Annotated in this window: 23 protein-coding genes; 9 read left to right on the top strand and 14 right to left on the bottom strand. The window is 57.5% G+C overall.

Going from position 1 to position 23,440, the window contains the following annotated elements; translation table 11 throughout:
• Positions 1-102 precede the first annotated feature (102 nt).
• On the bottom strand, positions 103-324 hold the full coding sequence (locus JFU37_RS02220; protein WP_201112393.1) for a hypothetical protein: 222 nt from the start codon (positions 322-324) through the stop codon (positions 103-105).
• Between the two features lie 260 nt (positions 325-584).
• Here JFU37_RS02220 and JFU37_RS02215 point away from each other — a divergent pair, with 260 nt between their 5' ends.
• From JFU37_RS02215 to JFU37_RS02190, 6 genes are all read left to right on the top strand, one after another.
• Positions 585-1,361, top strand: a complete 777-nt coding sequence (locus JFU37_RS02215) for an ABC transporter substrate-binding protein (protein ID WP_201112391.1) — start codon at positions 585-587, stop codon at positions 1,359-1,361.
• A gap of 60 nt (positions 1,362-1,421) precedes the next feature.
• Entirely contained in the window at positions 1,422-2,111 is a 690-nt protein-coding gene (locus tag JFU37_RS02210) for an ABC transporter permease (protein WP_201112389.1), read from the top strand.
• A gap of 14 nt (positions 2,112-2,125) precedes the next feature.
• Positions 2,126-2,824: an ABC transporter permease gene (locus tag JFU37_RS02205; RefSeq protein ID WP_201112387.1), complete on the top strand. Its 699-nt coding sequence runs from the start codon at positions 2,126-2,128 to the stop codon at positions 2,822-2,824.
• Between the two features lie 8 nt (positions 2,825-2,832).
• The gene (locus tag JFU37_RS02200) at positions 2,833-3,945 is read left to right on the top strand and encodes a succinylglutamate desuccinylase/aspartoacylase family protein (RefSeq protein WP_201112385.1); all 1,113 of its coding nucleotides are present in this window, start codon (positions 2,833-2,835) and stop codon (positions 3,943-3,945) included.
• 18 nt (positions 3,946-3,963) lie between these two features.
• Positions 3,964-4,728, top strand: a complete 765-nt coding sequence (locus tag JFU37_RS02195; RefSeq protein ID WP_201112383.1) for an ABC transporter ATP-binding protein — start codon at positions 3,964-3,966, stop codon at positions 4,726-4,728.
• 199 nt (positions 4,729-4,927) lie between these two features.
• Positions 4,928-5,836 (top strand): MurR/RpiR family transcriptional regulator, encoded by a 909-nt coding sequence (locus JFU37_RS02190; protein ID WP_201112381.1) that lies wholly within the window; start codon positions 4,928-4,930, stop codon positions 5,834-5,836.
• A 38-nt stretch (positions 5,837-5,874) separates the two neighbouring features.
• On the opposite strand, the gene iolB is transcribed toward JFU37_RS02190, so the two are convergent.
• From iolB to JFU37_RS02130, 13 genes are all read right to left on the bottom strand, one after another.
• Positions 5,875-6,708, bottom strand: a complete 834-nt coding sequence (gene iolB / locus JFU37_RS02185; protein ID WP_201112379.1) for a 5-deoxy-glucuronate isomerase — start codon at positions 6,706-6,708, stop codon at positions 5,875-5,877.
• A gap of 11 nt (positions 6,709-6,719) precedes the next feature.
• Positions 6,720-7,202, bottom strand: coding sequence for a thiamine pyrophosphate-dependent enzyme (locus JFU37_RS30540; protein ID WP_242485690.1), 483 nt, complete (start codon positions 7,200-7,202; stop codon positions 6,720-6,722).
• A 2-nt stretch (positions 7,203-7,204) separates the two neighbouring features.
• Positions 7,205-8,584 (bottom strand): 3D-(3,5/4)-trihydroxycyclohexane-1,2-dione acylhydrolase (decyclizing), encoded by a 1,380-nt coding sequence (iolD, locus tag JFU37_RS02180; protein ID WP_242485689.1) that lies wholly within the window; start codon positions 8,582-8,584, stop codon positions 7,205-7,207.
• Positions 8,584-10,515: a bifunctional 5-dehydro-2-deoxygluconokinase/5-dehydro-2-deoxyphosphogluconate aldolase gene (locus JFU37_RS02175; RefSeq protein WP_201112377.1), complete on the bottom strand. Its 1,932-nt coding sequence runs from the start codon at positions 10,513-10,515 to the stop codon at positions 8,584-8,586. Before JFU37_RS02175 ends, iolD begins: the two co-directional genes overlap by 1 nt.
• A 25-nt stretch (positions 10,516-10,540) precedes the next feature.
• The gene (locus tag JFU37_RS02170; protein WP_201112375.1) at positions 10,541-11,317 is read right to left on the bottom strand and encodes an ATP-binding cassette domain-containing protein; all 777 of its coding nucleotides are present in this window, start codon (positions 11,315-11,317) and stop codon (positions 10,541-10,543) included.
• Between the two features lie 20 nt (positions 11,318-11,337).
• Positions 11,338-12,486 (bottom strand): ABC transporter permease, encoded by a 1,149-nt coding sequence (locus tag JFU37_RS02165; RefSeq protein ID WP_201112373.1) that lies wholly within the window; start codon positions 12,484-12,486, stop codon positions 11,338-11,340.
• Positions 12,487-12,620: 134 nt separating this feature from the next.
• Positions 12,621-13,649 carry a Gfo/Idh/MocA family oxidoreductase gene (locus JFU37_RS02160; RefSeq protein WP_201112371.1) on the bottom strand — a complete coding sequence of 343 codons (1,029 nt, stop codon included), beginning with the start codon at positions 13,647-13,649 and terminating at the stop codon, positions 12,621-12,623.
• 114 nt (positions 13,650-13,763) lie between these two features.
• Positions 13,764-14,663 carry a rhizopine catabolism ABC transporter substrate-binding protein gene (locus JFU37_RS02155; RefSeq protein ID WP_274609927.1) on the bottom strand — a complete coding sequence of 300 codons (900 nt, stop codon included), beginning with the start codon at positions 14,661-14,663 and terminating at the stop codon, positions 13,764-13,766.
• Positions 14,664-14,784: 121 nt separating this feature from the next.
• Positions 14,785-15,801: a Gfo/Idh/MocA family oxidoreductase gene (locus JFU37_RS02150; RefSeq protein WP_201112366.1), complete on the bottom strand. Its 1,017-nt coding sequence runs from the start codon at positions 15,799-15,801 to the stop codon at positions 14,785-14,787.
• Positions 15,802-15,810: 9 nt separating this feature from the next.
• Positions 15,811-16,926 carry a Gfo/Idh/MocA family protein gene (locus JFU37_RS02145; protein WP_201112364.1) on the bottom strand — a complete coding sequence of 372 codons (1,116 nt, stop codon included), beginning with the start codon at positions 16,924-16,926 and terminating at the stop codon, positions 15,811-15,813.
• Between the two features lie 40 nt (positions 16,927-16,966).
• Entirely contained in the window at positions 16,967-17,869 is a 903-nt protein-coding gene (gene iolE, locus JFU37_RS02140; RefSeq protein WP_201112362.1) for a myo-inosose-2 dehydratase, read from the bottom strand.
• Positions 17,870-17,948: 79 nt separating this feature from the next.
• Positions 17,949-19,163 (bottom strand): ROK family transcriptional regulator, encoded by a 1,215-nt coding sequence (locus tag JFU37_RS02135; protein ID WP_201112360.1) that lies wholly within the window; start codon positions 19,161-19,163, stop codon positions 17,949-17,951.
• A 287-nt stretch (positions 19,164-19,450) separates the two neighbouring features.
• The gene (locus JFU37_RS02130; RefSeq protein WP_201112359.1) at positions 19,451-20,341 is read right to left on the bottom strand and encodes a LysR substrate-binding domain-containing protein; all 891 of its coding nucleotides are present in this window, start codon (positions 20,339-20,341) and stop codon (positions 19,451-19,453) included.
• A gap of 224 nt (positions 20,342-20,565) precedes the next feature.
• On the opposite strand from JFU37_RS02130, the gene JFU37_RS02125 reads away from it, so the two are divergent.
• From JFU37_RS02125 to JFU37_RS02115, 3 genes are read left to right on the top strand one after another with little or no spacing between them, the layout of a single operon-like run.
• A complete protein-coding gene (locus tag JFU37_RS02125; protein WP_201112358.1) occupies positions 20,566-21,684 on the top strand; it encodes an ABC transporter ATP-binding protein in 1,119 nt (372 codons plus the stop codon).
• Between the two features lie 15 nt (positions 21,685-21,699).
• Positions 21,700-22,620: an ABC transporter permease gene (locus JFU37_RS02120; protein WP_201112357.1), complete on the top strand. Its 921-nt coding sequence runs from the start codon at positions 21,700-21,702 to the stop codon at positions 22,618-22,620.
• On the top strand, positions 22,620-23,426 hold the full coding sequence (locus tag JFU37_RS02115) for an ABC transporter permease (protein WP_446738696.1): 807 nt from the start codon (positions 22,620-22,622) through the stop codon (positions 23,424-23,426). The genes JFU37_RS02120 and JFU37_RS02115 overlap by 1 nt, the downstream gene beginning before the upstream one ends.
• Positions 23,427-23,440 lie beyond the last annotated feature (14 nt).

Genomic DNA, 23,440 nt, shown 5'->3' with positions numbered 1-23,440 from the left:
CGAATCTCAGAGCGTCATGATCGGCCGCAGCAGCGCCTGCCCTCATAAACAACGCTAACCGATAACGCTCGCCCAAGCGCCAATAGAGGTGTGTTCCACGCCCTACTTCACCTCGCGCATGCACTCTGCGGTACTCGCGAATAACGTCCCCGCCTCCTGAGCGAGCTTGCGCCATTCAGTGCTGGTGATGAGCCCCTCACGCTCCATGTCATCCGCAGCCCTCAATAGCCTGCTGTACTTGTCCTCTGCGTCGATGCGGTTTTCGGGCAGGGCGAAGAGCTGTCGCCAAGCGGATAGGGCCTGCTTTCTTTGTGTCTCTTTCATCGTGCCCCCCATAGTTCGTATAGGGATAGATGACTTCGGCGCTCAGGCGTTCAAACAAACTGACGCACAAAATCGCACACCTCCCCAACCGGTCTATCCGTGAATCCGCACGTCTTGTTTTGATATGTTTTTTTTCATAATGTTGATTTTTGAAATAATACGTGTCATTTATAGCCACACAAAATCATCAGGACAGCTCCACCACGCCAGATCGGACGGCCAGTACCTGCACCCCAAACGCCCCCCAAGGAGTCAACAATATGAACAAGACAGAACTTCTAGGTGCCCTGGCACTGTGCGCCGCCAGCTTCCTGGCACAGGCCGACGAAGGCAGCCTGCGTATCGGTATCGAAGCCGCCTACCCGCCCTTCTCTTTCAAGACGCCGGAGGGCAACGTCAGTGGTTTCGATTACGACATCGGCAACGCCTTGTGCGAAGAGATGAAGATCAAGTGTGAGTGGGTCATCCAAGAGTTCGACGGCATGATCCCGTCACTGAAAGTGCGCAAGATCGACGCGGTGCTGTCGTCGATGTCGATCACGGAAGACCGCATGAAATCGGTCGACTTCAGCAAAAAGTACTACCACACGCCGGGCAAGTTCGCGATGAAGGCCGGTAACGTGATCAACGATCCAGCGGTTGATCTCAAAGGCAAGAAACTCGGCGTGCAACGTTCCTCGACCTACGACCGGTTTGCCACCGAGCAGCTGGAAAAAGCCGGGGTCAACGTGGTGCGCTACGGCTCACAAAATGAAGCCTTCCTTGATCTGGCGTCGGGTCGTCTCGATGCCACGCTCGCCGACATCGTCAACACCGATGAGAGCTTTATCAAAACGCCGGCGGGTCAGGGTTTCGCCCTGGTCGGGCCGGACATCAATGACCCGAAATACTTCGGCAGAGGCGCCGGGATCGCGGTGCGCAAAGGCGACAGCGTGAATACTGCACGCCTGAACACAGCGATTGACGCCATCCGCGCCAATGGCAAGTACCAGCAAGTGATGGCCAAGTATTTCGCCTTCGATATCTACGGCGAATAAACGCCTGCCCGCAACCCTGTGGCGCCGGCTCCTTGCGGCGCTCGCTTGAGGAACTTCACCATGCTTCACGGCTACGGATCGAGCATTCTCGATGGCGCCTGGCTGACCGTAAACCTGGCCCTGACGTCCATGTCCATGGCGATTGCCTTGGGTCTGATCGGCGCCGCCTTTCGTTTGTCGCCGCTCAAATGGCTGGCGATGCTGGGCGAAGGCTATACAACACTGATTCGCGGTATTCCCGACCTGGTACTGATTCTGCTGATCTTCTACGGCGGTCAGGATCTGGTGAACCGCATCGCCCTGGCGCTCGGTTACACCCGTTATATCGACATCAATCCCTTCATCGCTGGCGTGTGCACCATGGGCTTCATTTTTGGTGCCTACCTCTCGGAGACGTTTCGTGGCGCGTTCATGGCGATTCCCAAGGGCCAGGCCGAAGCTGGCGCGGCTTATGGCATGAGTGGCACGCAGGTGTTCTGGCGAATTCTGGTGCCGCAGATGATTCGGTTCGCCCTTCCCGGGTTCACCAACAACTGGCTGGTGCTGACCAAATCCACCGCGCTGATCTCGGTGATCGGCTTGCAGGACATGATGTTCAAGGCCAAGAACGCAGCGGACGCAACCCATGAACCCTTTACGTTTTTCCTCGCCGTGGCGGCGCTTTATCTGATGCTGACCAGCGTGTCATTGCTGGTGCTGCGCTACCTGGAAAAACACTACTCGGTCGGCATCAAAGCCGCCGAATTGTGATGGGGAGCTGACCCATGATTCTCGACTACAACCTGATCTGGGAAAACCTGCCGCTGTATTTCAACGGCGTGCTGGTCACCCTGAAAGTCCTGCTGATCTCACTGGCGTTTGGTCTGGTGCTGGCGATACCGTTGGCGCTGATGCGGGTGTCCCGATCCCCTCTGGTCAACTTCCCGGCCTGGCTTTACACCTATGTGATTCGCGGTACCCCGATGCTGGTGCAATTGTTCCTGATCTATTACGGGCTGGCGCAGTTCGCAGCCGTACGCGAAAGCGTGCTCTGGCCGTACCTGTCCAGTGCAACGTTTTGTGCCTGTCTGGCGTTTGCGATCAATACCAGTGCCTATAGCGCGGAACTCCTCGCCGGCAGCCTGAAGTCCACGCCCCACGGCGAGATCGAAGCCGCCAAGGCCATGGGTATGTCGCGCTTCAACCTGTACCGCCGCATTCTCCTGCCGTCGGCCTTGCGCCGGGCACTGCCGCAGTACAGCAACGAAGTGCTGATGATGCTGCAAACCACCAGCCTGGCATCGATCGTCACGCTGGTGGACATCACCGGCGCCGCGCGTACGGTCAGTTCGCGGTTCTACCTGCCGTTCGAGGCGTTCATCACGGCCGGCCTCATCTACCTGGTCCTGACCTTCATCCTGGTTCGTCTGTTCAAGCTGGCCGAGCGCCGTTGGCTGGCGTATCTGGCACCGCGCAAGCACTAAGGAGTTTTATGAAGCACATTCAATACCTTTTGCCGTGGAGTGCCTTGGGCACTGAACGACAGCTGTCGCTGTTTCGTTTTGGCAGTGGGCCGCGCAAAGCGTACATCCAGGCCTCGCTGCATGCCGACGAACTACCGGGGATGCGCGTTGCCATTGAGCTCAAGCGCCGATTGCGTGAACTGGAAGAACAAGGCCGCCTGACCGGGGTGATCGAACTGGTGCCGATGGCCAATCCGATCGGTATCGCACAAATGTTCCAGGCCACCCATCAAGGTCGCTTCGAATTTTCCAGCGGCAAGAATTTCAATCGCGACTTCCCGGAGCTGGACGAAGCGCTGGCGGCGCGTTTGGAAGGTCAACTCACAGACGATGCCGAGACCAACGTTGCACTGATCCGCCGCGCCATGGGCGATGTCCTCAGCGACTTGCCGGCAGCGACATCGGAACTCGATGGTCTGCGCCGTTTGTTGATGCAGCATGCCTGTGACGCGGATGTGGTCCTGGATCTGCATTGCGACTTCGAGTCGATCATGCTGCTTTACGCCATGCCGCAAAACTGGCCGCACTTGCGCTCATTGGCCGCACGCCTGGGCGCCGGTGTAGCGCTGTTGGCCGAAGCCGCGGGAGGCAATGCCTTCGATGAAGCCTGCGCGATCCCCTGGTTGCGACTGGCCGAGCGTTTTCCGCAGGCCAATATTCCGCTGGCGTGCGTGGCCACCACCATCGAACTACGCGGGATGGCCGACACCGAACGCGAGCCCTGCCTCGACAGCGCTGACGCCATTCTCGGCTATCTCGCCGAACAAGGCCTGATCAGCGGTGACTGGCCTGTTGCGCCACCCTCCCGCTGTGAAGCGACGCCGTTCGCTGGCGCGCAGTACGCCTATGCACCGCACCCGGGCGTGGTGAGTTTTCTGCAACCGCTGGGCGCGCGGGTCAAGGTGGGTGATCCACTGTTCGAAGTGATTGATCCGCTGAGCGATCGCCACAGCGTGGTGCGCGCCAGTACCGACGGCATTCTCTACGCCCGCGAACGCCTGCGCTTTGCCCAGCCCGGTTTGTGGTTGGCCAAAGTGGCCGGCAGCACCCTCATTCGCCAAGGCCGCTTGCTCAGCGACTGACTCCAGAGAGTTGAAACCATGTACAAACTTGAAATTCAGGATCTGCACAAAAGCTACGGCACCCACGAAGTGCTCAGGGGCGTGTCGCTGGAGGCGAAAGCCGGTGACGTGATCAGCATCATCGGCTCCAGCGGCTCTGGCAAAAGCACCTTTCTGCGCTGTATCAACCTGCTGGAGCAGCCCAACGCGGGCAACATTGTGCTCAATGGCGAGCCACTCAAGTTGGTGACCAACAAACTCGGCGGCCTCAAGGCTGCCGAACCCAAGCAGTTGCAACGCATGCGTTCCCGGCTGTCGATGGTGTTTCAGCACTTCAATCTGTGGTCGCACATGAGCGCCCTTGAAAACGTCATGGAAGCGCCGGTGCATGTGCTGGGCATAGGCAAGAAAGAAGCCCGGGAAAAGGCCGAGCATTACCTGAACAAAGTCGGCGTGGCGCACCGTATGGATGCTTATCCGGCGCATATGTCCGGCGGCGAGCAGCAGCGCGTGGCGATTGCCCGTGCGTTGGCCATGGAACCGGAAGTGATGCTGTTCGATGAACCGACTTCGGCTCTCGATCCCGAGCTGGTCGGCGAAGTGCTCAAAGTCATGCAGGACCTCGCACTCGAAGGCCGCACGATGGTGGTCGTTACCCACGAAATGGGCTTTGCCCGCGAGGTGTCGAACCAACTGGTGTTCCTTCATAAGGGCCAGGTCGAAGAGCGTGGCGATCCGCGTGAAGTGTTGGTCAATCCACAGTCCGAGCGTCTCCAGCAGTTCCTGGCCGGCAGCTTGAAATAACCCTGACGCAAACGTGTAGGAGCTGCCGAAGGCTGCGATCTTTTGATCTTGATTTTCGATTTCAAGAGGAAGATGAAGATCAAAAGATCGCAGCCTTCGGCAGCTCCTACAGGGTATGCGTCCAGCGCGCTGCACACCGAGGGTTGGCTTCGGATACACTCCAGCCAACCTTATGCCCTCAGGAAATGTTGAGCCGGATATGCCGACACCTTCGAAAAATACCACGGTCTATGCCGCGCCGGTGATGCGCAAACTGGCGGAGATCGTTTCCGACTTGCAGCCGTCGTTGCGCAAGGTGGCGGACTTTATTCTGCGTCACCCCCTGAAGGCGGCGACGCTGACCATCGAGGAGATGGCGCACGAAACCTCCACGTCGCCCGCCGCGGTCAACCGCTTGGCCAAGGCGCTGAACCTGGGTGGTTACACCGGCATGAAGGCCGAACTGGTCGCGACGTTGCAGCAGATGGTGTCGCCGGTCGACAAACTGCGCAACGAACTGGCGCATCGGCCCGGTGGCGCGTTTGGCCTGCACGAGCAAATCCAGAGCGCCAGCAGCAACCTCGCCACGGCGGCGACCAACAATCATGAAGACGCCTTTGAAGCGTTTGTCACCTGCCTGACCCAAGCGCGCAAAATTTACATCCTGGGCTTTGGCAACAGCGTCTACTTCGCCGGCCTTGCCGCCTCGACCCTGATGCCCTTCTGTGCGGACGCCACCGCCATCAGCATGGAGGGTGGTAACGAAAACGCCGCTTACCGACTGGCCGCGATCACCGATCAGGATGTGCTGCTGGCGATCTCCCTGCCACGATATTCACTCGACACCTTGCAACTCGCCCGCTTCGCCAATGAGCGCGGCGCTTCGGTGCTGGCGATCACCGATTCACCCGCCTCGCCGCTCACCAGCATTGCCGAACACGTGCTGTTCGCCCCTGCCGACCATCCGGTATTGACCAGTTCCAACATCGCGGTGCTCGCCTTGATCGAAGGCTTGGTGGCAGGCGTGATGGCGCGCAACAAAGAAGCGGTGAAGCTGGCGACAGAATTGACCGAAAGCGTGATGGCTTACCTGCACATGCCCACCCACAGTAAATCGCCGAAGAAGTGAGCATGTCCGACCCTGTCCCGCCCCCCTACTGACCAGCCTCAGTGGTTACGCTCCGGGGTCGTGTCCGGTTGCCCCGGCCCCTGTGTGGTCAGCCATTCGTGCACCGGATCGTTCTTGAAACACCACTGGCGGGTCGGCCCGGCCATCACATTCAGGTAATAGCTTTCATAGCCGTAAGGCACCACGACGGGGTGGTAACCGCGTGGCACCATCACCACGTCCCCGTCTTCGACCGCCATGGCCTCATCCAGGCTGCGATCATCGGTGTACACGCGCTGAAAGACGAAACCCTGCGCCGGGCTGATACGGTGGTAATAGGTTTCCTCGAGCACGCTTTCATGGGGTATCGCATCGGTATCGTGCTTGTGCGGTGGGTAGCTCGAACTGTGGCTCTGCGGCGTGCGTACCTCCACCACCAGTAATGACTCCGCTGGCTGGTCGGCCGGCAGGATATCGGTGATGTAGCGGGTATTGGCGGCCACCCCCCGGACCGAACGCCGGATACTGGCGGGCTCGATCAACCGCGCTGGCAGCTTGCCTTCGGCCGGCGCCGTGCACAGCGCAATCTCCGCGTTGCTGTGGGCGATGATGTGTGCGGCAAGCTTTGGCGGCAGATACAGCGCATAGGGTGCCTGCTCGTCGAACGGACCTGTACGCCCGCCTATCTCCTTGCAGTGCAGCTCGCCCGCGCTCACCGACACCACGCCACAGAGCAAGACCGCACAGGTCTCGCGTTCCGTTTCATGCAGGCTGATCGACTCACCGGCTGCCAATTGCCGGACTTCAAAGCCGACATGCCCCCAACCTGCCGACTCCGGAGTCACTTTGACCCGCTCCCGCCCACACTTGGCCGCTTTGACTAATAGGCTCATGTTGTTCCCCCTTAGATGCGCTGCACCTTTCTGGCCGACTCATAGGCGGCACGCGCCTCTTGCACTTGTGAGCGCTGCGACACTTGCGGTACCGAGACTTCCCACCAGCAGCCGCCTTCCTGGGTAGTACGCCGTGCATCGGTATCGATAACGACCACATAACTGCGTTCGCTTTGCCTGGCGCGCACCATGGCCGCTTCCAGTCCGGCGATATCGAACACGTGCTCGGCCTTGGCGCCCAGCGCTTGCGCATGTTTCGCGAAGTCGATCTCAGGCAATCCCTGCGGACCGGTCAGGCAGTTTTCGAGCATGTTGTTGAAGGGCTCGCCACCACAGGCCTGCTGCAAACGGTTGATGCAGCCGTAACCTCGGTTGTCCAGCAACACCACGATCAGCTTTTGACCCAGCATTACGGACGTCGCCAACTCCGAATTCATCATCAGGTAGGACCCATCGCCCACCATCACAATGACTTCCCGTTCCGGGCAGGCCATCTTCACCCCCAGCCCCCCGCCACCTCGTAGCCCATGCAGGAGTAGCCATACTCCATGTGGTAGGCGCCTGCCGCGCCCGCCCGCCACAACTTGTGCAGCTCGGCAGGCAGCGTACCGGCGGCACACACCACGATGTCGTGTCGGGCCGAGTCTGGGTGCGAGCGCTGTACGGCACCAATCACTTCGGCATCATAGGGAAGGTAGCCAGCGCCCGGCACTTCACACCGGCTGGTGACGCCTTGCACTGTTTCGCGCCAACCGTGCGCCAGCCTGCGCGCACGTTCGGTCCATTGCGCCTCGGCCTGCCAGTCGCTGCCCAGTTGTCTGGTCAGTTGGTCCAATGCCCAGCGAGCGTCCGCCACCAAGCCTTGACCACGCCATTTCAGCGCATCAAAGGTGTTGACGTTGATCGACAATAACCGGGCCTGGCTGAACAGGCTGTGCGAGCCCGTTGTGAAGTCCTGCAAACGGGTGCCGACGGCCAACACCAGGTCAGCCTCGCTCGCCAGCTCGTTGGCCGCCGGTGAACCGGTCACACCGACCGCCCCCAGTTGCAGCGGGTGGTCCCACGGCAAGGCGCTCTTACCCGCCTGGGTTTCACAGACCGGCACACCGAAGGTCTCGGCGAAGGTACGTAACGCAGCACCGGCACCGGAGTACAGCACACCCCCACCGGAGATGATCACTGGTTTGCGGGCCTGGCGAATCGCCTGGATGGCCTCGGCCAGCTCATCCTCGGCAGCCGTCAGGCAGCGAATGCGCACCAGCCGCTCGTTGAAAAATTCAACCGGGTAATCATAGGCCTCGGTTTGCACGTCCTGCGGCAAGGCCAGTGTCACTGGGCCGCACTGGGCCGGGTCGGTCAAAATCGAGATCGCACGCGGCAAGGCCGTCAGCAATTGCTCGGGGCGAATGATGCGGTCGAAGTAGCGCGACACCGGCCGCAAGCTGTCATTGGCCGACACGCTTCCATCGACGCTGTCTTCAATTTGCTGCAGCACCGGGTCCGGTGCCCGTGAAACAAACACGTCGCCAGGCAACAGCAGCACCGGTAGCCGATTCACGTGGGCCAGCGCGGCAGCCGTGACCAGATTGGTGGCACCCGGGCCAATACTGGTGGTCACCGCCATCATGCGCTTGCGAAAGTGCGCCTTGGCGTAGGCAATCGCGGCATGCGCCATGCCCTGCTCATTGTGCGCACGATAGGTGGGGAAATCCTCGCGCTGCTGGTAGAGCGCTTCGCCGACACCCGCCACGTTGCCGTGGCCGAAGATGGCAAAACAGCCTGCGAACAGCGGCAGACGCTCGCCGTCGATCTCGACCCGCTGCGCGGCAAGATAACGCACCAGTGCCTGGGCCATGGTCAATCGAATAGTGGACATCAGGCAGCCCTCCCGGACTCTTCACGCCAGGCTTGAATCAGCTCCACGAAGTTGGCCGCGACTTCACGCTTGACCCCCTCATCGTCGAGTTCACCCTGAAACCATTTGCGGCTGGGTTCGTAGAAAATGGTGCGGCCAACCGTGAAACCACGGCAGGTCTTCGAGGCGCGTGCGGCCCGGAAGCCCTCACGCAGGGACTCGGCCGGTGCATTGAGCCCCAGTAACACCACGCCACGGCAGTACGGATCGCGCGCATGAATCAACGCATCAATCTGCTGCCACATCGGCGCAGAGACTTGCTCCAGCTTCCACCATTCGGGAGCGATACCCAGGTCGTAAAGACGCTGCAATGCGCGGTAGACGGTGTCCGGCCACTGCTGCATTTTCTTGGGAGGAATCACTTCCAGCAGCAATTCGTGACCCGACACCTGAGCCGCCTGGTAGAGCGCCAGCAGCTGTGCCTCCTGCTCCAGGCGGTTTTTAAGCGTGTCATCGGGGTGGTACTGCACCAGGCACTTGATCACATGTTCCTTGGGCCAACTGAGCAGATGTGAGCCGATTGACCGTCCCCACTCGAACTGAAGCGGATTGGACAACGGCAACTCGACCGGGCGACCGATCCACCAGCCGCGACCTGTCGCATCGTTCAAGGCATCCTGGCCATAGAGGTCATCTGCCAGAATCCCGACCTTGCCAGCCAAGCCGTATTCACGTTCCACCTCGGCCACCGCCTCGACCAGCAGTTGCTTGAGCTTGCCGATGTGCGACTCGGGCAGACTGTTCTGCCGAGCCAACTCAAGTAACTGGACACGATGATCGAAAGCCAATACCAAGAGTTCGTCCCATTGAGGACGAGGTACCGTCACACGATGCAGGTGGTTGAGACATTTGTCCTCGGCTGGCCGCACCGGTTGAGTTTCGAGGAAATAGCTCAGCTCTGCTGGCGTCGGCATGGCCGGAGCACAACCGTGACGACTCACGACCAACGCGCCACAGGCATTGGCGTAGCGGCAGCAGGACGTATAGTCTTCGCCGCGTAACCAGCCTGACAAGAAGCCAGACAAGAAAGCATCTCCGGCACCCAGCACATTGAGCACCTCCACTTGGACGCCTCTCTGTACACCGGCGTCCTCAATTTGGGCGGGGATGGCACCGTCGATCACCACGCACCCCAGCGCACCGAGCTTCACCACTAAAGTGGCGTCCGACAGTCGGCGAACCACTCGTAGACAGGCGATAAGATCGTCCATGCCGCCAGCGATGCGAAACTCTTCCTCGGTCCCGACGATCAAGTCGAACTGCGGCAGGATGGTTTGCAGGTGTTGGGTGACACTGGAATCGGCGATAAAGCGCGTTTCGCCGTCACGCTTTTCGGCAAGCCCCCACAACACAGGGCGGTAGTCGATATCCAGCACCGTGCGTACGTTATTGCGGCGAGCAAAGTCGAGGGCAAGGCTGGCAGCGGCGTGTACCCCTGGTTGCGAGAAGTGCGTGCCGGTAATGGCCAGCGCCTTGCTGGAGGCAATAAAGGATTGGTCGATATCATCAACCGAAAGCGCCATATCGGCGCAATGGTCGCGATAGAACAACAGCGGGAAGCTCTCGCGGTCCTTGATACCAAGCAACACCAGACCCGTAAGATGTTCAGGGTCGCGCTTGAGTTGCGATACATCACAGCCTTCTGCCGCCAGTGTCTCGATCAGAAACTGCCCCATCTGATCGTTACCCACCCGGCTCAACATCGCCGACTTCAGGCCCAGCCGGGCAGTACCGAACGCCACGTTACCCGAAGAGCCGCCCAGGTATTTGGCAAAGTGGCTGACATCTTCCAGGCGTGCACCAATGTTGGTGGCATAAAGGTCAACCAGCAAACGCCCAAGGCAAATGAGGTCTAAAGGGCGATCATTTGCAAACTTCGTTAAATTTCCCATCTTCAGCCCTCGTAATCCTGATCACTCAAATCACAACGCCCGGCGTCTCCACGAGCGTGTCCAGGTCCTCACCACCGGCCATCACACGCAAAATTTCTTCGCGAGAAATATCGGTTTTCTTGTAGGTACCGTGGTTTGTGCCTCGATTGAGCAGGGTGAAGCGATCGCCAATCGGGTAGGCGTGGTTGATGTTGTGGGTAATAAACACCACGCCGATGCCATCGTTTCTGGCCTTGGCTATATATTTCAAGACCATGCTGGCCTGATGGACACCCAGCGCTGAAGTCGGCTCATCCAGGATCAAGACTTTGGCGCCGAAATAGGTCGCTCGAGCGATGGCCAATCCTTGCCGCTCGCCACCCGACAGGGTTCCGACGGCCTGCGCCGGATCACGAATATCGATGCCGATCCGTACCATTTCCTCACGGGTCACTTGATCGGCGTACTTCGCATCAAAACGCCGCATCAAGCCTCGGCCCTTGGTCGGTTCACGCCCCAGGAAAAAGTTACGGCTGATACTCATCAAAGGCAGCATCGCCAAGTCCTGGAACACGGTTGCGACACCGGCTTGATAGGCATCGCGCGGGCTCTTGAACAAGACGTCCTTGCCGTTGATACGAATGCCGCCGGCACTGGGCTGATGCACACCAGACAACACCTTAATCAGGGTGGACTTGCCCGCACCGTTATCCCCAAGCAAGCAATGCACTTCGCCTGGACAAACATCAAATGACACACCCTGAAGGGCAACAACTGAACCGAAGGTTTTTCTGACATTGGCAAGTTCAATTACTGGAAGCATTTTAAATCTCCTGTAGAAACTTATCGGCTGCTGGTTGCCATCTTGCGGATGTAATCGTTAAACAACACCGCAATCAGAACCATCAGCCCCAGGAAAACCTTGAACCAATCCGTATCGATCCCGGTGTAGAACATGCCAACTTGAACCGTACCGAAAATCAAGGCGCCGACCATAGACCCCACCGCAGAACCATATCCTCCGGTCAATAAAGAACCACCAATGACCGCGGCAATAATGGCTTCAAACTCTTTTTGGACACCGCGCATTGTGTCGGCAGACCCCGACTCCAAAACTTGTATGGTGGCAAACAATGTCGCCATCAGCGCCGAGAACATGAAGAGCAGGATTTTTACTTTATCCACCGGCACGCCCATATTGCGGGCGGCATTGGCATCACCACCTGTTGCGAAGATCCAGTTCCCCAGACGAGTACGCAGCAGTACCCACGTCGCCAGCCCGGTAGCAGCTACCCACCACAGGATCGATACCGGAATGCCGGGGACTGACGCCAGTCCATCCGGACGCATCGTGATCACGCCATGTTCCGCGAGGTACTGGAACAGTCCGCCAAAGAGGTGCCCTGAAAAAATGGACACTACCCAAGAGTTTTCATTGAGCTCATTCACGACATAAGAAATTTGCGTTTTACCGGTCAATAGACGCGTTACCGCTACGGCGACACCGCGCAAGATGAACATTGTCGCCAAGGTCACAATGAACGATGGCAATTTGGTGCGAACCACCAAATAACCGTTGAACGCGCCGATCATCAAACTGAATACAAACGCCATCATCACCGCGACCGGTAATGACAACCCCAACTTGGTAACGCCAACGCCGATCATCAGACCCGAAAGTGCAATCATGGATCCGATCGATAGATCAAACTCACCCGCAATCATCAGCAAGGAAACCGAAACCGCCAAAATCCCAAGTTCTGCAGCCACTTTGAAAATGTTCAGCATCCCTTCGGCGCCAAACATCCCGCTGCCGTTTGCAAACAGGAGAAAAAATACATAAACAAATAGCAGACCCGATACAGCGCCCGACTCAGGGCGATGCATAACACGCGCAAAAATCGATTGCTTGGCCAAGCGTTTTGAATCGCTGCCAATACCCTTCTTTGTTATCTGTATGCTTTTGGGCACTTCAACACTTGTGGCATTCATTTTCTTCTCCATTTGGTCTAGAAATTACTATTTCCAAATAAACTAGGAGGCCATTGATACCAGGATGCCTATCGAGCGCGGGCCTGTAGGCTTGATGCGCTCGACAGTGCGACCAATGAAATCCCGGATACTTATCAGTTATCGAAGTTAACGATTTTTTGCTGTTCCAATGCTTCCCGCATGGCAACGCCAATACGGGTGGCGGCTTGTGCCTCCAACAAGCGGCCCCTCAAGGTGTCGCCACTGCTGATGGCATCGACAAAGGCTTGTGCTTCCAGGACAAAGGCTTGCTCAAAGCGACCAAAGAAATCCACTACCCTATCGGAGTGGTTGGCATTGCCCTTCTGGACACTGACTTCTGAAACCGGGGTTCCGCCTACGCCAAGTGCCAGGGAGGCATCGGTCCCCACCAACTGCAACGAGGTTTCATCGCCGTGATGGGAAGTGCGGGAGGCATGAAAGGTCGCGAGAATGTCGTTCTCGAATAGAACGGTGGCAGTGGCGGTATCGACGTCATTGCAGGCGGCCAGGCCTGGATACATGGCGCGGATGCCGGTAGCGGAAACCGACACGGGTTTTGCACCGTCAGTCATCCAAAGGGCGACGTCGATGTCGTGAATGCTGCAGTCCAGGAACAGACCGCCCGAGGTCGGCGCAAAATCAACAAAGAAGCCATTGGTATCAATCGCATCCAGCGAAGCGCAATGCAGGCGGAACAGTCGGCCCAGATCGCCATTGTTCAACAGACGCTTGGCTTCTACATACGCCGGATCGTAGCGGCGCATGAACCCGATCATGACCGTTTGCGAAGCGTACTTGTCGGCCGCCGCCAGGACCCGCTCGCACTCTGCTTCGGTGAGTGCCAATGGCTTTTCGCAAAATACGTGTTTACCGGCTTCGAGTGCCGAAACAATTTGCTCGGCATGCAATGACGTCGGGGTAGCAAGCCACACGGCATCGACGTCCTTATCCGCCAGTAGCGACTCCATGTTTTCATAAAGTCGCGTGATACCCAGTTCTTTCCCGGCCCACTCACGTTCGGCGGCAACCGGACTGGATCCCGCAATCAGTTCTGCACCACGTACCCGCTGTGCCAGATTGCGCGCATGGTTCTTACCAATACGACCCAGGCCTACGATGCCGATTTTTATTGTTGTTTTCATTTCATGCCCCGTATATTTCGGCCACACAAAGAGCGAATTCATGACTTCTGGAAGTCGCTGCTTTTGCGTTTATCCCACTGCAACACCCGTCATGTGGCCGGATTGATGGTGAGATTAGCGGTAGCCTTGCTTACTGAGCGTCAATACTTTTTCCGCGTCCGTCTTGGTGCTGACGAACAGCGGACCGGTGTACACATTGTTCAGTGGCAGCAGACCATACTTGGCTTGCTTGGTGAGCATGACTACGGGCAAGTAGCCCATCATGTATTGCTGTGCATCCAGCGCAAAGAACACGTCGCCTTTGGCCACACCATCGAGCAACTCAGGGGACACATCAAAGCTGCCGAACTTGTACTTGGTTAACGTTCCTTTCTTGCGCAAGTCGACAATCAATACGTTCGCCACGCTGGAACTGGTCGCCAGAATGCCGTCGACATCCGGATGGCTCGCCAGGTAGGCGCCCACTCGCGAGGTGATATCGGTCGGGTCCAGCGTCATGGCCACAACGGGAGCATTGCCACCCATGCCGTCCTTGAATCCACGGCAACGGTCATCGATAGCAACGTTACCGACTTCGTGATTCAGACAGATCGGGTTTTTCACCCCCGCCGCCTTGTAACGCTCACCGGCCATCTTCCCGGCGGAATACTCGGCAGCACTGCCCACATAAAACTTTGCACCGACTTTTTGTACATCGTCTTCACCGGAGTCGACGACAATCACTGGAATACCGGAAGCATCGGCGGCCTTGATGGACTTCTGCAGTGCGTTCGCATCCGGCACAGACACGACAAGTCCATTGACCTTGGCAGCGACGGCGGCATCGATCATGCGCGACATGGCAATCGGGTCAAAGGCATCGGGGGCCTGGTAGGAAACTTTTGCGCCTGTTTCCTTCGCCGCATCCTCCATGCCTTTCTTCAATGCGTTCCAATAAGAGTCACCCGCTTGCCCATGTGTAACAAAGGCAATGCGCACAGGTTCGTCTGTAGCATTGGAAATTGACGGAATCATTATTGCCGAAGTTAAAACAGCCGTTACAACACCCTGGAACAATGTATGTTTGATCCGCGACTTCATGGTGAATCTCCTAAAGTGGACTGTCTTCTTATGCTTATTGTTGACTTCCGAACTTTCAGTTGACTTCCCTAACAAATACCGGACGTTGTTCCTTTAAAGAAATATCTGCTGCCAATGCTACTCTTTCGGCTTGCAGGGATTCTTTAGCGCCCACTAGCACAGGTTTATTATTCAGCACGCTATGGGCAAAGGCAGCGAGCTCGCTGGCATAAGATAGCGGGTAACGATCAAGGCAAGAGAAATAAGGCTTCTCTGTCTTGACGCCCTCTTCCTTGAAGATTTCTACAGTTGTCGGCGTGAGGTTGTGGATTTTCGCGAGCCCCTTGGAGCCCAGCACCTCCGCCAATTGGTCATGACCATAAACAGCATTCAGCGAGCAATCAATCACCCCCACGCCACCGTTGGCGAACTTCAGCGTGATGATGGTCGTGTCAACAAACCCTTCTTCATCCGCACGCGACGGGTCAGCAATGGCCCCGCCTTCGACATACACCCGTTCGATGGTGTCGCCCATCAGGTACTGCGCCATATCGAAGTCATGCACATGGATGTCGATAAAAACATTGCCTGCCGACTTGAGTGCGCCACGTGGTGGAAGTTCGGCTTCGCGCGAGGTGATTTTGACCACCTGAGGGTTGCCGATTTCGCCACCACTGACCACCTGATGCAATTGACGAAACTGCGCGTCAAAGCGTCGATTGAAGCCGACCTGGAACGGCACGCCGGCTTCTTTGACGATGGCCGCAATTTCCTTGCTCTGCCGATAGTCAACATCCAGCGGTTTTTCGCAGAACATCGCCTTTCCGAGCCCGGCGACGTATTTGACGATTTCCAGGTGAGCGGTGGTGGCGGAGCAGATGCACACCGCATCAACCTCCACACTTGCCAGCATTTCCTTGTAATCCGCGAATTGATTTCTGACGCCTGCGTTAGTCAGCCATTCCTTGTGCTTGCCGATCGATGGAGAGGCCACTGCCGCCAGTTCTGCGCCGTCCACGCCTTTTACCAGATTCTGGATGTGCATTTTCCCAATGACACCGGCACCGATCACTGCAATTTTCAGCTTGCGCATACTCACCTCTCACATCGAACGTGTTGAGTTGTTTAATGCAGTGCGTCCCATTGCGGACAGCAGACGTGTGTCACGCTCGGCATCTTCGAGGGTGTTGAGCGGCGTACTTTCGTTGACAATGGTTTCCCAGAAATATTTGATCTCCTCGACAAAGGCTTCCTTGTAGTTGGCCCGGTGCTCGGTTTTCTGTGAGTGCTGCCCATCGGCTTTCCACACGGTCAAGCGAGTGGGAAAGTGATTCAGATAAGGCGAAGGGAATTCCAGGTGGTACACGGCGTCATCAAAATACAGCGAGATACGCTCGTGATACTCCGCCACCTGTGGAACGGTCAGGTGCATCATTTGCCACAGGCTGGTCTGCGTATTCAGCCGCACCGTGGCCTGCCCACCATCGCCGTTGGCAAAGAAGGTGGCCGCTTCAACGCCGACCGTGGAAACATTCATTTTTTGCAGCAGCCCATGAACAACGTTGATGTCATGCACCAGGCTTGAACAGTACGCACCCGTAAAACCACGGAAGCTGTTTTCATCGGGCTGCCCGCCCAGCGCCTGGACCACTTGCTCACGCTGCCGGATCTTGAACTCGTCTCTGAGCGCTTGAGGAATATCATTGGCGAATACCAGTTCGCCCTGATGTTCACGGAACGGCCAGGAGTCCGGATCGCACACTTCCACACTGACCATGCGCAGCTTGGCGCCGTCTTCGGGCAACATGTCGCGCAGCAGCAGGTAAGAAGGATCAAAGCGCTTCATGTAGCCAACCTGCAGAACCCGACCATTGGCATCACGTGCCTGTTTGATACGGGCGACGTCCTCCAGGCTGTAGCAGATGGGCTTTTCAGTGAAGACATGGCAGCCGGCATTAAGCGCATCGATCACCATGTCGGCGTGGTAGCAATCCGGCGAACACACAAAGATCGCTTCCGGCTCGCCCTGGCTCAGCAATTGTTGATGCGATTCATACACGGGCAAATGCTTGTCGTGGAAGAATTGGCGTACGGTCGCCGAAGCATCCGCGATACCGACCAGTTCAAACAGCCCACTCAACTTCAGGATATTCGGAATATGTTCGAGTTGAGCAATTAACCCAGCCCCTAAGACACCAACACGCAATTTCTTTTGCATAGACGTATCTCTTTCCTAATGGTGAAACCGATTTGGAAATTCAGGATTTGACAGTAAAGCCAGCGCCTTCTGCCAACTGCTTGGTATTCTTGTAACCCATCGTTGCATACACCAGCGGATTCGCTTTATTCGGATCCTGCTCGGCTTCAACGACCAGCCAGCCGCTGTAATTGTTTTCCGCCAGGACTTTCAAGATGTCCGCGTAATCAATCACACCGTCGCCCGTCACCGTGAAAATGCCATTCATCACCGCGCCCATGAAGCTCAAGTCTTCTTTCAAGGCTTTTTCCAGCTCGGCCTTTCGAACATCTTTCAAATGAACATGGTTGATACGTTTGGCGTGACGGCGAACCAGTGCGTAAGGATCGCCCCCGGCATACAAACAATGCCCCGTATCAAAGAGCAAGCCAACCGCCTCACCGGTGTGTTGCATCAGCTGATCTATCTCATAATCGGTTTGAACGACGGTTCCCATGTGGTGGTGGTAGCCCATCTTCACGCCAAAATCAGCCATCTTTTCCGCCAACTGGGTCACTTTCTTGCCGTAGCTGATCCAGTCGCCATCCGGTAACTCGGGACGAATGGAAGCCGGGTCATGGATAGCGCCGTGGCGGCCGTAACTGGTGTCTGCATAGACAACCACTTTGCTGCCCATTTCCTTGAGCAATGTCAGGTGCGGTAAAATAGCGTCGAACTCTTCATCCACCTCGTTCTCTGCAATTCGTCCGTCATACCAGCCCGAAACAATATCCAGCCCGTGTGCCTTAACAATAGGGCGAAGTACTTCCGCTTGACGCGGGAACTTACCCCCTAATTCCGAGCCCGCATAGCCTGCCAATTTAGTTTCACTCAGACAGACTTCCAGCGGCGTATCGCCCCCTAACTCCGGAACATCGTCATTTGTCCAAGTAATCGGGTTAATACCAATTCGTACCGTTGTCATGTTATCTCTCATGTTTGCGGGAGGAATGTCGGCTCACAGACAAGCCGGTTAATGCACTTCTTTTTATTATTAAAACTCTCTACGGAATAGCGGTTCTACTTAAGTACAACTCATTGTCTTGCAGCTGACTCGGAAGTTGCGCGGAAAAGTACCGACCATTAACTTCTTGCAGTGCAATTGCCACGGCCCCGAGTAGTCCGGCTTTCTTGCCTAAGGCACAGGCTTCCAGCGGCAGCGGATCATCCATCATGTCCGCCAGCCAATAGCGGACCCGTTCCAGCATTTCGGGGCGCCCGCCAACGCTGCCGCCTAACAGGCAGAGTTGCGGATCCAGTACGGTGGCGGTTGCCCCAATCGCTTTGGCGCAGCCTCGCGCCACTTGGTCGATAACCTGTTGGGCAACCTCATCGCCTGCCGCGGCGCGGTCAAATACCTCAGGTACTTCGTCAACGCTATTGCCACTGAGCTCTCGGTAGAAGCGCAAGATCGCTTGACCACTCGACACCGTTTCCAATGGGCCGTGCCGTTTCACCTCAGGATCAACATCTTCGTTCAGCACTGGCATGTAGCCAATTTCACCCGCGCCACCGCGGGCACCACGCCACAGTTTGCCGTCCAGGATGACCCCCATCCCGATGCCGGTTCCCATCGCGACAAAGATGAAACTATCAGTGGCCTGCCCACGGCCACGCCACAATTCCCCAACGGCGGCCAGATTGACTTCGTTTTCCAGCAACACTGGCACACCTAATGCCCGGTACAGTGCGACTTCAAGGTCTGCTCCTGGCAATGCTGGCAAATTCGGCGAGTGATGCACTCGCCGGGTTTTGCGATCAACGACCCCTGGCACCCCAACGACAACCTGTAGCAATTTGCTGCGTTCGATAGTGTGCTTTTTCAACAAGTCGCTAATGCCCTGCGCCAGCTGCCCTTCCACCTGTGCACCACCGTCCTTCAGCGGCGAACGGGTTTCTTCGATCAGATGCCCTGAAACATCTGCAATCCCCAGCTTCAGATGGGTTCCACCCAGATCACAGACGGCGACATAGCCAGCTTTTGGATTCAGTTCATAGGTAATCGCAGTGCGACCCAACTTGCCCTGAACGCTGCCCACTTCACGTACCCAGCCTGACTCCTCAAGCATGGAAACCAATTCCGATACGGTCTGCTTGGACAGCCCCGTCAATTTGGCGACCTGGGCGCGGGACGTCGGGCCTTGGCGGACAATGCACTCCATCACAGTCTGGTAATTCACCCGACGCCCAAGTGCCGACTCAGCCAATACCCCATTCATCTTGAATTCTCCCTTCCTAGAAAACCGTGTGGTCTTACTGCGCCCTTACTTAGTTCGGGCTGCGAACGAATTAATGCACGCCTCAAAAATTATGTAAAGGATTTTTTTCTCAGGGATTCCACGAGACTCGGCGGGGTGCTCAAGCACGGCGTTTCAGCGGGCGTGGCGTTGCGCAACGGCAAGCGTGCAGCTGCGCTGATGGGACTGATCAAGTCGACCCAGACCAAAAGAAGGCTCAATCGAGAGAGGAAAAAACAGGCCCTCTTTTGCGGATATCCAACGGCTGTTCAGACGCTGAATTCTTTTTCCAATTCCGTCTTCATCCACTGGATGAACCACGCGACATCCGCTGAAAACTCGGCAGTAGGCGTCAGGACCCGATAGCTATCCAACTTCACCTGGGTGTCCAGTGCCTTCACCAGTTTGCCGGCGGCGAGTTCTTCGCGCACCAGCACTTCATTGGCCAGCGCGATGCCCTGCCCGCTCTCGGCCACGGACAGCGCGTGGTCGTTGTTGACGTAAAGCATGTCTGAGCTAAGGTGAACATCCAGTCCATAGGCTGCGAACCACATATTCCACCATTCGCCGTCGTCGACGTGGATCAGCTTGTGTTTGACCAGGTCAGCCGGGCCCTCGATGGGGTCGATGCTGGCCAGGTAACCCGGGGTACAGATCGGAAAGACTCGTGGGCAGATCAGGCTTGCGCGTGAATGCGGGTATTGCCCATCCAGGCCATAGACAATGCCCAGGTCAGCGTTCTTGCCATCGACATCACTGAAAGTAGAGTTGGGTTCGATGGCGAACTTCAAACCCGGCCGAAGGTGACGCATGGCTTCAAGGCGTGGCGTCAGCCAGCGCTTGGCGAATCCCGGCACCACCATGATTCGCAGCCACCGTTCGGCATCCTTGGGCCGTACCTCCTTTCCCGCCTCGATGATCAACTGCAAGGCTGCACAAATCTTGCGGTAGTACTTCTCCCCCGCCAACGTCAGGGTCACGCCCCGCGAAGTACGCTCAAACAGTTGAACGCCCAACCACTCCTCCAGCAACTTCACATGCCGCCCGATGGCGGGCTGGGTCACGTGCAGGGCTTTCGAGGCCTCGACGTAGCTGCCCAGGCGGGCCGCGGCGTCAAAGGCACGCACCGCATTGAGCGGCGGCAAACGGTGGTCAGGCATGGTTGTGGACGCCTTTAGCTATTAATTTATTTAACAGGACCTATGTTAAATCTGAAGTTTCGCTCCTGCAATCGCTCACTGATAATCGCCCCACAGCACAACAAAAAAAGCAGCTGGTTCACACCCAAACGCAATTCGATCCTGCTCAAAAAAACAATATCCATCGCCGTTGGCAACGCTGTTATCAGCCTCTGCGCAGGTGATGGGGGAATCGGAGGTAACGCATGAATGCCCTGCATTCGCTGCAAACGCTGGCGGTCTCTATCCGCTCAGTGCGTAAAGTCTACGGTGATCCACACTCTGGCCCGGTGGCGCTGAAAAGCATCGACCTGGACATTCGCGATAACGAATTCTTCACCCTCCTCGGCCCGTCCGGCTGCGGTAAAACCACCCTCTTGCGGATGATTGCGGGGTTCGAATTTCCAACCGAGGGTGAGATTTTGCTCTACGGCGAAAACATCGCCGACCGCCCACCCTTCGAACGACCGGTCAACACGGTGTTCCAGCATTACGCATTGTTCCCGCACATGACCATCGCCGAAAACCTGGCCTTCGGTCTCGAATCGCAGCCGATGGGCAACGTCCTGAACAAAGCGCAAATCGCCGAAAGAGTGCGCGAGATGCTCGCCCTGGTGCAGATGGAACGGTTCGCCGCACGCAAGCCGGCACAACTCTCCGGCGGCCAACAACAGCGTGTCGCCCTGGCCCGCGCACTGGCTCCACATCCCAAGGTTCTATTGCTGGACGAGCCGCTATCGGCGCTGGACCTCAAGCTGCGCCAAGCCATGCGCGAAGAACTGAAAACCATCCAGGCCAAGACCGGCATCACCTTCATCTTCGTCACTCACGACCAGGAAGAAGCCCTGACCATGTCCGACCGCATCGCCGTCCTGTCCGAGGGCGAAGTCCAGCAAGTCGGGGCTCCGGAAGACATTTACGAACGTCCTCGCAATCGCTTTGTAGCGGACTTCATCGGCGAAACCAACTTTATAGAAGGTACCGTCACGCGTGTCGAAGCAGGCCAGGCGTGGTTCGCCGGGCCAGCAGGTCACCCGCTGCCCGCACAACGCTGCAGCAACGCTCGGGCCGGCGACACGGTAGCGTTGTCTGTACGTCCAGAGCGTCTTCATCTGGTGCCTGAAAGCACCGAGGGTGCGCTGCCGTGCCGGATCGATACGCAGATCTATCTCGGCACCGACCTGCAATATCACGTCCGCCTGAGCGACGGTTCACGTCTCACCGTGCGCACGCCCAACAGCGTCGACCCTGGCCAGCGCTTCGCCGTGGGCAGCCAGGCCGGTCTGCTGTTCGACCGCGGTAGCGCCAGCGTCCTGCACGATTGAGCACGAGGATTTGCCATGTCCGCATTACCGATTGCCAATACCCTGGAACGCCGCCGGGCCTTCCAGAGCTTCCTCGGTGTCAGCCCGGCGCTGATCGCCATCATTCTGTTTCTGATCGTGCCGATCCTGATTGTTGTCGGCTATTCGCTGATGGAAGCCAACCCCTACGGTGGGGTAAACAAGGTCTTCAGCAGCGACGCCTACACCTCGCTGCTCTTCGAACGGCAACTGGACGACAGCCTGACCTTTGCCGACTCCTACTTGATCATCGCCCTGCGTTCGATCGTCATTGCCGGGTTAACCACCCTGATCACTTTGCTGATCGGCTTTCCGGTGGCGGTGTGGCTGGCCATGCAGCCAGCGCATCGGCGCGGGCTGCTGATTTTTCTGATCACGGTGCCCTTCTGGGCCAACCTGCTGATCCGCACGTACGCCTGGATTCTGCTGCTGCGTAATACCGGGGTGATCAATAACAGCCTGATGGGCCTCGGCCTCATCGACCAGCCCTTGCAAATGCTCTATACCGACGGCGCGGTGCTGCTGGGACTGGTCTATACCTACGCCCCCTTCGTCGTGCTGCCTATCTACGCCACGCTCGAAAAAATGGACATTCGCCTGCTGGAAGCCGCTCAGGACCTCTATGCCGGCCGCGTGCGTACCTTGCGAAAAGTGGTGTTGCCCATCGCCAAACCGGGGATTCTTGCCGGCGCCATCCTGACCTTCGTGCCATGCCTGGGGGCGATGATTGCCCCGGAACTCCTGGGCGGCGGCACCCGGATGATGCTCGGCAACCTCATCTTCAGGCAGTTCAGCGATGCGCGTAACTGGCCATTCGGTGCCGCGCTCTCGTTAGTCCTGATGGCGGCGGTGATGTTGGTGTTGACCGTTTATGCCCTGCGCGCCGAGCGCCAACGTATCGCCAAGGGAGGTGCATGATGCTGCGTCTATTCAACCAAAACAGGCTGGGCGTGCAGGACTTCCCGGGCTTCGGCGGCTTCAGTTTCCTGTTCTACCTGTACCTTTACGCGCCGATCGTGGTGCTGGTGGTGTTCTCCTTCAACGCCAACCAGTCGGCAACAGTGTGGACCGGTTTCAGCCTCGACTGGTATCGCGCCGCATTTGCCAACCAGGCGCTTCGACAAGCGGCCGGCAACAGCCTGTTGATTGCGGTCTGCGCGAGCATGGTCGCCACGGCCATCGCGACGCTAGCCGCCCTCGGCACTTCGCGGGGCGCAAAATTCAAGGGCCTGCATCTGTCCATGGGCGCGATCATGTTGCCCCTGGTGCTGCCGGAAATTGTCGTCGGTGTCGCCACGCTCGCGCTGTTTTCCACCATTGGCCTGTCCCTGGGCTACGGCAACCTGATCATCGCTCATACGGTGTTCTGTATCCCCTTTACGTATCTGCCGATTCGCGCACGGCTCAACGACATGGACCTGTCCCTGGAGCAAGCCTCGGCGGACCTCTATGCCGGTCCATGGCGGACCTTTCGCAAGGTCACCCTGCCGCTGTTGATGCCGGGGATCGTCTCCGGGCTGATGCTGGCCTTTATCGTTTCGCTGGATAACTTCGTGATCTCGATGATGGTCTCCCAGGCGGGCACCACCACCTTGCCGATCTTCATCTTCGGCTTGCTACGCATGGGTGTGACACCTGACGTCAACGCCGTCTCGACCCTGATCCTGGGCGTCTCGGTGCTGTTCGTCAGTCTCTCTTACCTGCTGGGCAAAAAGAACGCCTGACCTTTTTACAAACC

This window comes from Pseudomonas sp. TH41, assembly GCF_016650695.1.
Classification (GTDB): Bacteria; Pseudomonadota; Gammaproteobacteria; order Pseudomonadales; family Pseudomonadaceae; genus Aquipseudomonas.
Note: the sequence above shows the minus strand (reverse complement) of the source record. Positions and strands in the feature narration are given on the sequence as shown.

Excerpts from the sequence above, each read along its gene's own strand:
- JFU37_RS02220 (WP_201112393.1), bottom strand. The coding sequence starts at position 324 with ATGAAAGAGACACAAAGAAAGCAGGCCCTATCCGCTTGGCGACAGCTC.
- JFU37_RS02195 (WP_201112383.1), top strand. The coding sequence starts at position 3,964 with ATGTACAAACTTGAAATTCAGGATCTGCACAAAAGCTACGGCACCCAC.
- JFU37_RS02150 (WP_201112366.1), bottom strand. The coding sequence starts at position 15,801 with ATGCGCAAGCTGAAAATTGCAGTGATCGGTGCCGGTGTCATTGGGAAA.
- JFU37_RS02130 (WP_201112359.1), bottom strand. The coding sequence starts at position 20,341 with ATGCCTGACCACCGTTTGCCGCCGCTCAATGCGGTGCGTGCCTTTGAC.
- iolE (WP_201112362.1), bottom strand. The coding sequence starts at position 17,869 with ATGACAACGGTACGAATTGGTATTAACCCGATTACTTGGACAAATGAC.
- iolB (WP_201112379.1), bottom strand. The coding sequence starts at position 6,708 with ATGAGCCTATTAGTCAAAGCGGCCAAGTGTGGGCGGGAGCGGGTCAAA.
- JFU37_RS30540 (WP_242485690.1), bottom strand. The coding sequence starts at position 7,202 with ATGGCCTGCCCGGAACGGGAAGTCATTGTGATGGTGGGCGATGGGTCC.
- JFU37_RS02165 (WP_201112373.1), bottom strand. The coding sequence starts at position 12,486 with ATGAATGCCACAAGTGTTGAAGTGCCCAAAAGCATACAGATAACAAAG.
- JFU37_RS02115 (WP_446738696.1), top strand. The coding sequence starts at position 22,620 with ATGCTGCGTCTATTCAACCAAAACAGGCTGGGCGTGCAGGACTTCCCG.
- JFU37_RS02210 (WP_201112389.1), top strand. The coding sequence starts at position 1,422 with ATGCTTCACGGCTACGGATCGAGCATTCTCGATGGCGCCTGGCTGACC.
- JFU37_RS02175 (WP_201112377.1), bottom strand. The coding sequence starts at position 10,515 with ATGGGAAATTTAACGAAGTTTGCAAATGATCGCCCTTTAGACCTCATT.
- JFU37_RS02155 (WP_274609927.1), bottom strand. The coding sequence starts at position 14,663 with ATGATTCCGTCAATTTCCAATGCTACAGACGAACCTGTGCGCATTGCC.
- JFU37_RS02200 (WP_201112385.1), top strand. The coding sequence starts at position 2,833 with ATGAAGCACATTCAATACCTTTTGCCGTGGAGTGCCTTGGGCACTGAA.
- JFU37_RS02170 (WP_201112375.1), bottom strand. The coding sequence starts at position 11,317 with ATGCTTCCAGTAATTGAACTTGCCAATGTCAGAAAAACCTTCGGTTCA.
- iolD (WP_242485689.1), bottom strand. The coding sequence starts at position 8,584 with ATGTCCACTATTCGATTGACCATGGCCCAGGCACTGGTGCGTTATCTT.
- JFU37_RS02135 (WP_201112360.1), bottom strand. The coding sequence starts at position 19,163 with ATGAATGGGGTATTGGCTGAGTCGGCACTTGGGCGTCGGGTGAATTAC.
- JFU37_RS02120 (WP_201112357.1), top strand. The coding sequence starts at position 21,700 with ATGTCCGCATTACCGATTGCCAATACCCTGGAACGCCGCCGGGCCTTC.
- JFU37_RS02125 (WP_201112358.1), top strand. The coding sequence starts at position 20,566 with ATGAATGCCCTGCATTCGCTGCAAACGCTGGCGGTCTCTATCCGCTCA.
- JFU37_RS02215 (WP_201112391.1), top strand. The coding sequence starts at position 585 with ATGAACAAGACAGAACTTCTAGGTGCCCTGGCACTGTGCGCCGCCAGC.
- JFU37_RS02160 (WP_201112371.1), bottom strand. The coding sequence starts at position 13,649 with ATGAAAACAACAATAAAAATCGGCATCGTAGGCCTGGGTCGTATTGGT.
- JFU37_RS02205 (WP_201112387.1), top strand. The coding sequence starts at position 2,126 with ATGATTCTCGACTACAACCTGATCTGGGAAAACCTGCCGCTGTATTTC.
- JFU37_RS02190 (WP_201112381.1), top strand. The coding sequence starts at position 4,928 with ATGCCGACACCTTCGAAAAATACCACGGTCTATGCCGCGCCGGTGATG.
- JFU37_RS02145 (WP_201112364.1), bottom strand. The coding sequence starts at position 16,926 with ATGCAAAAGAAATTGCGTGTTGGTGTCTTAGGGGCTGGGTTAATTGCT.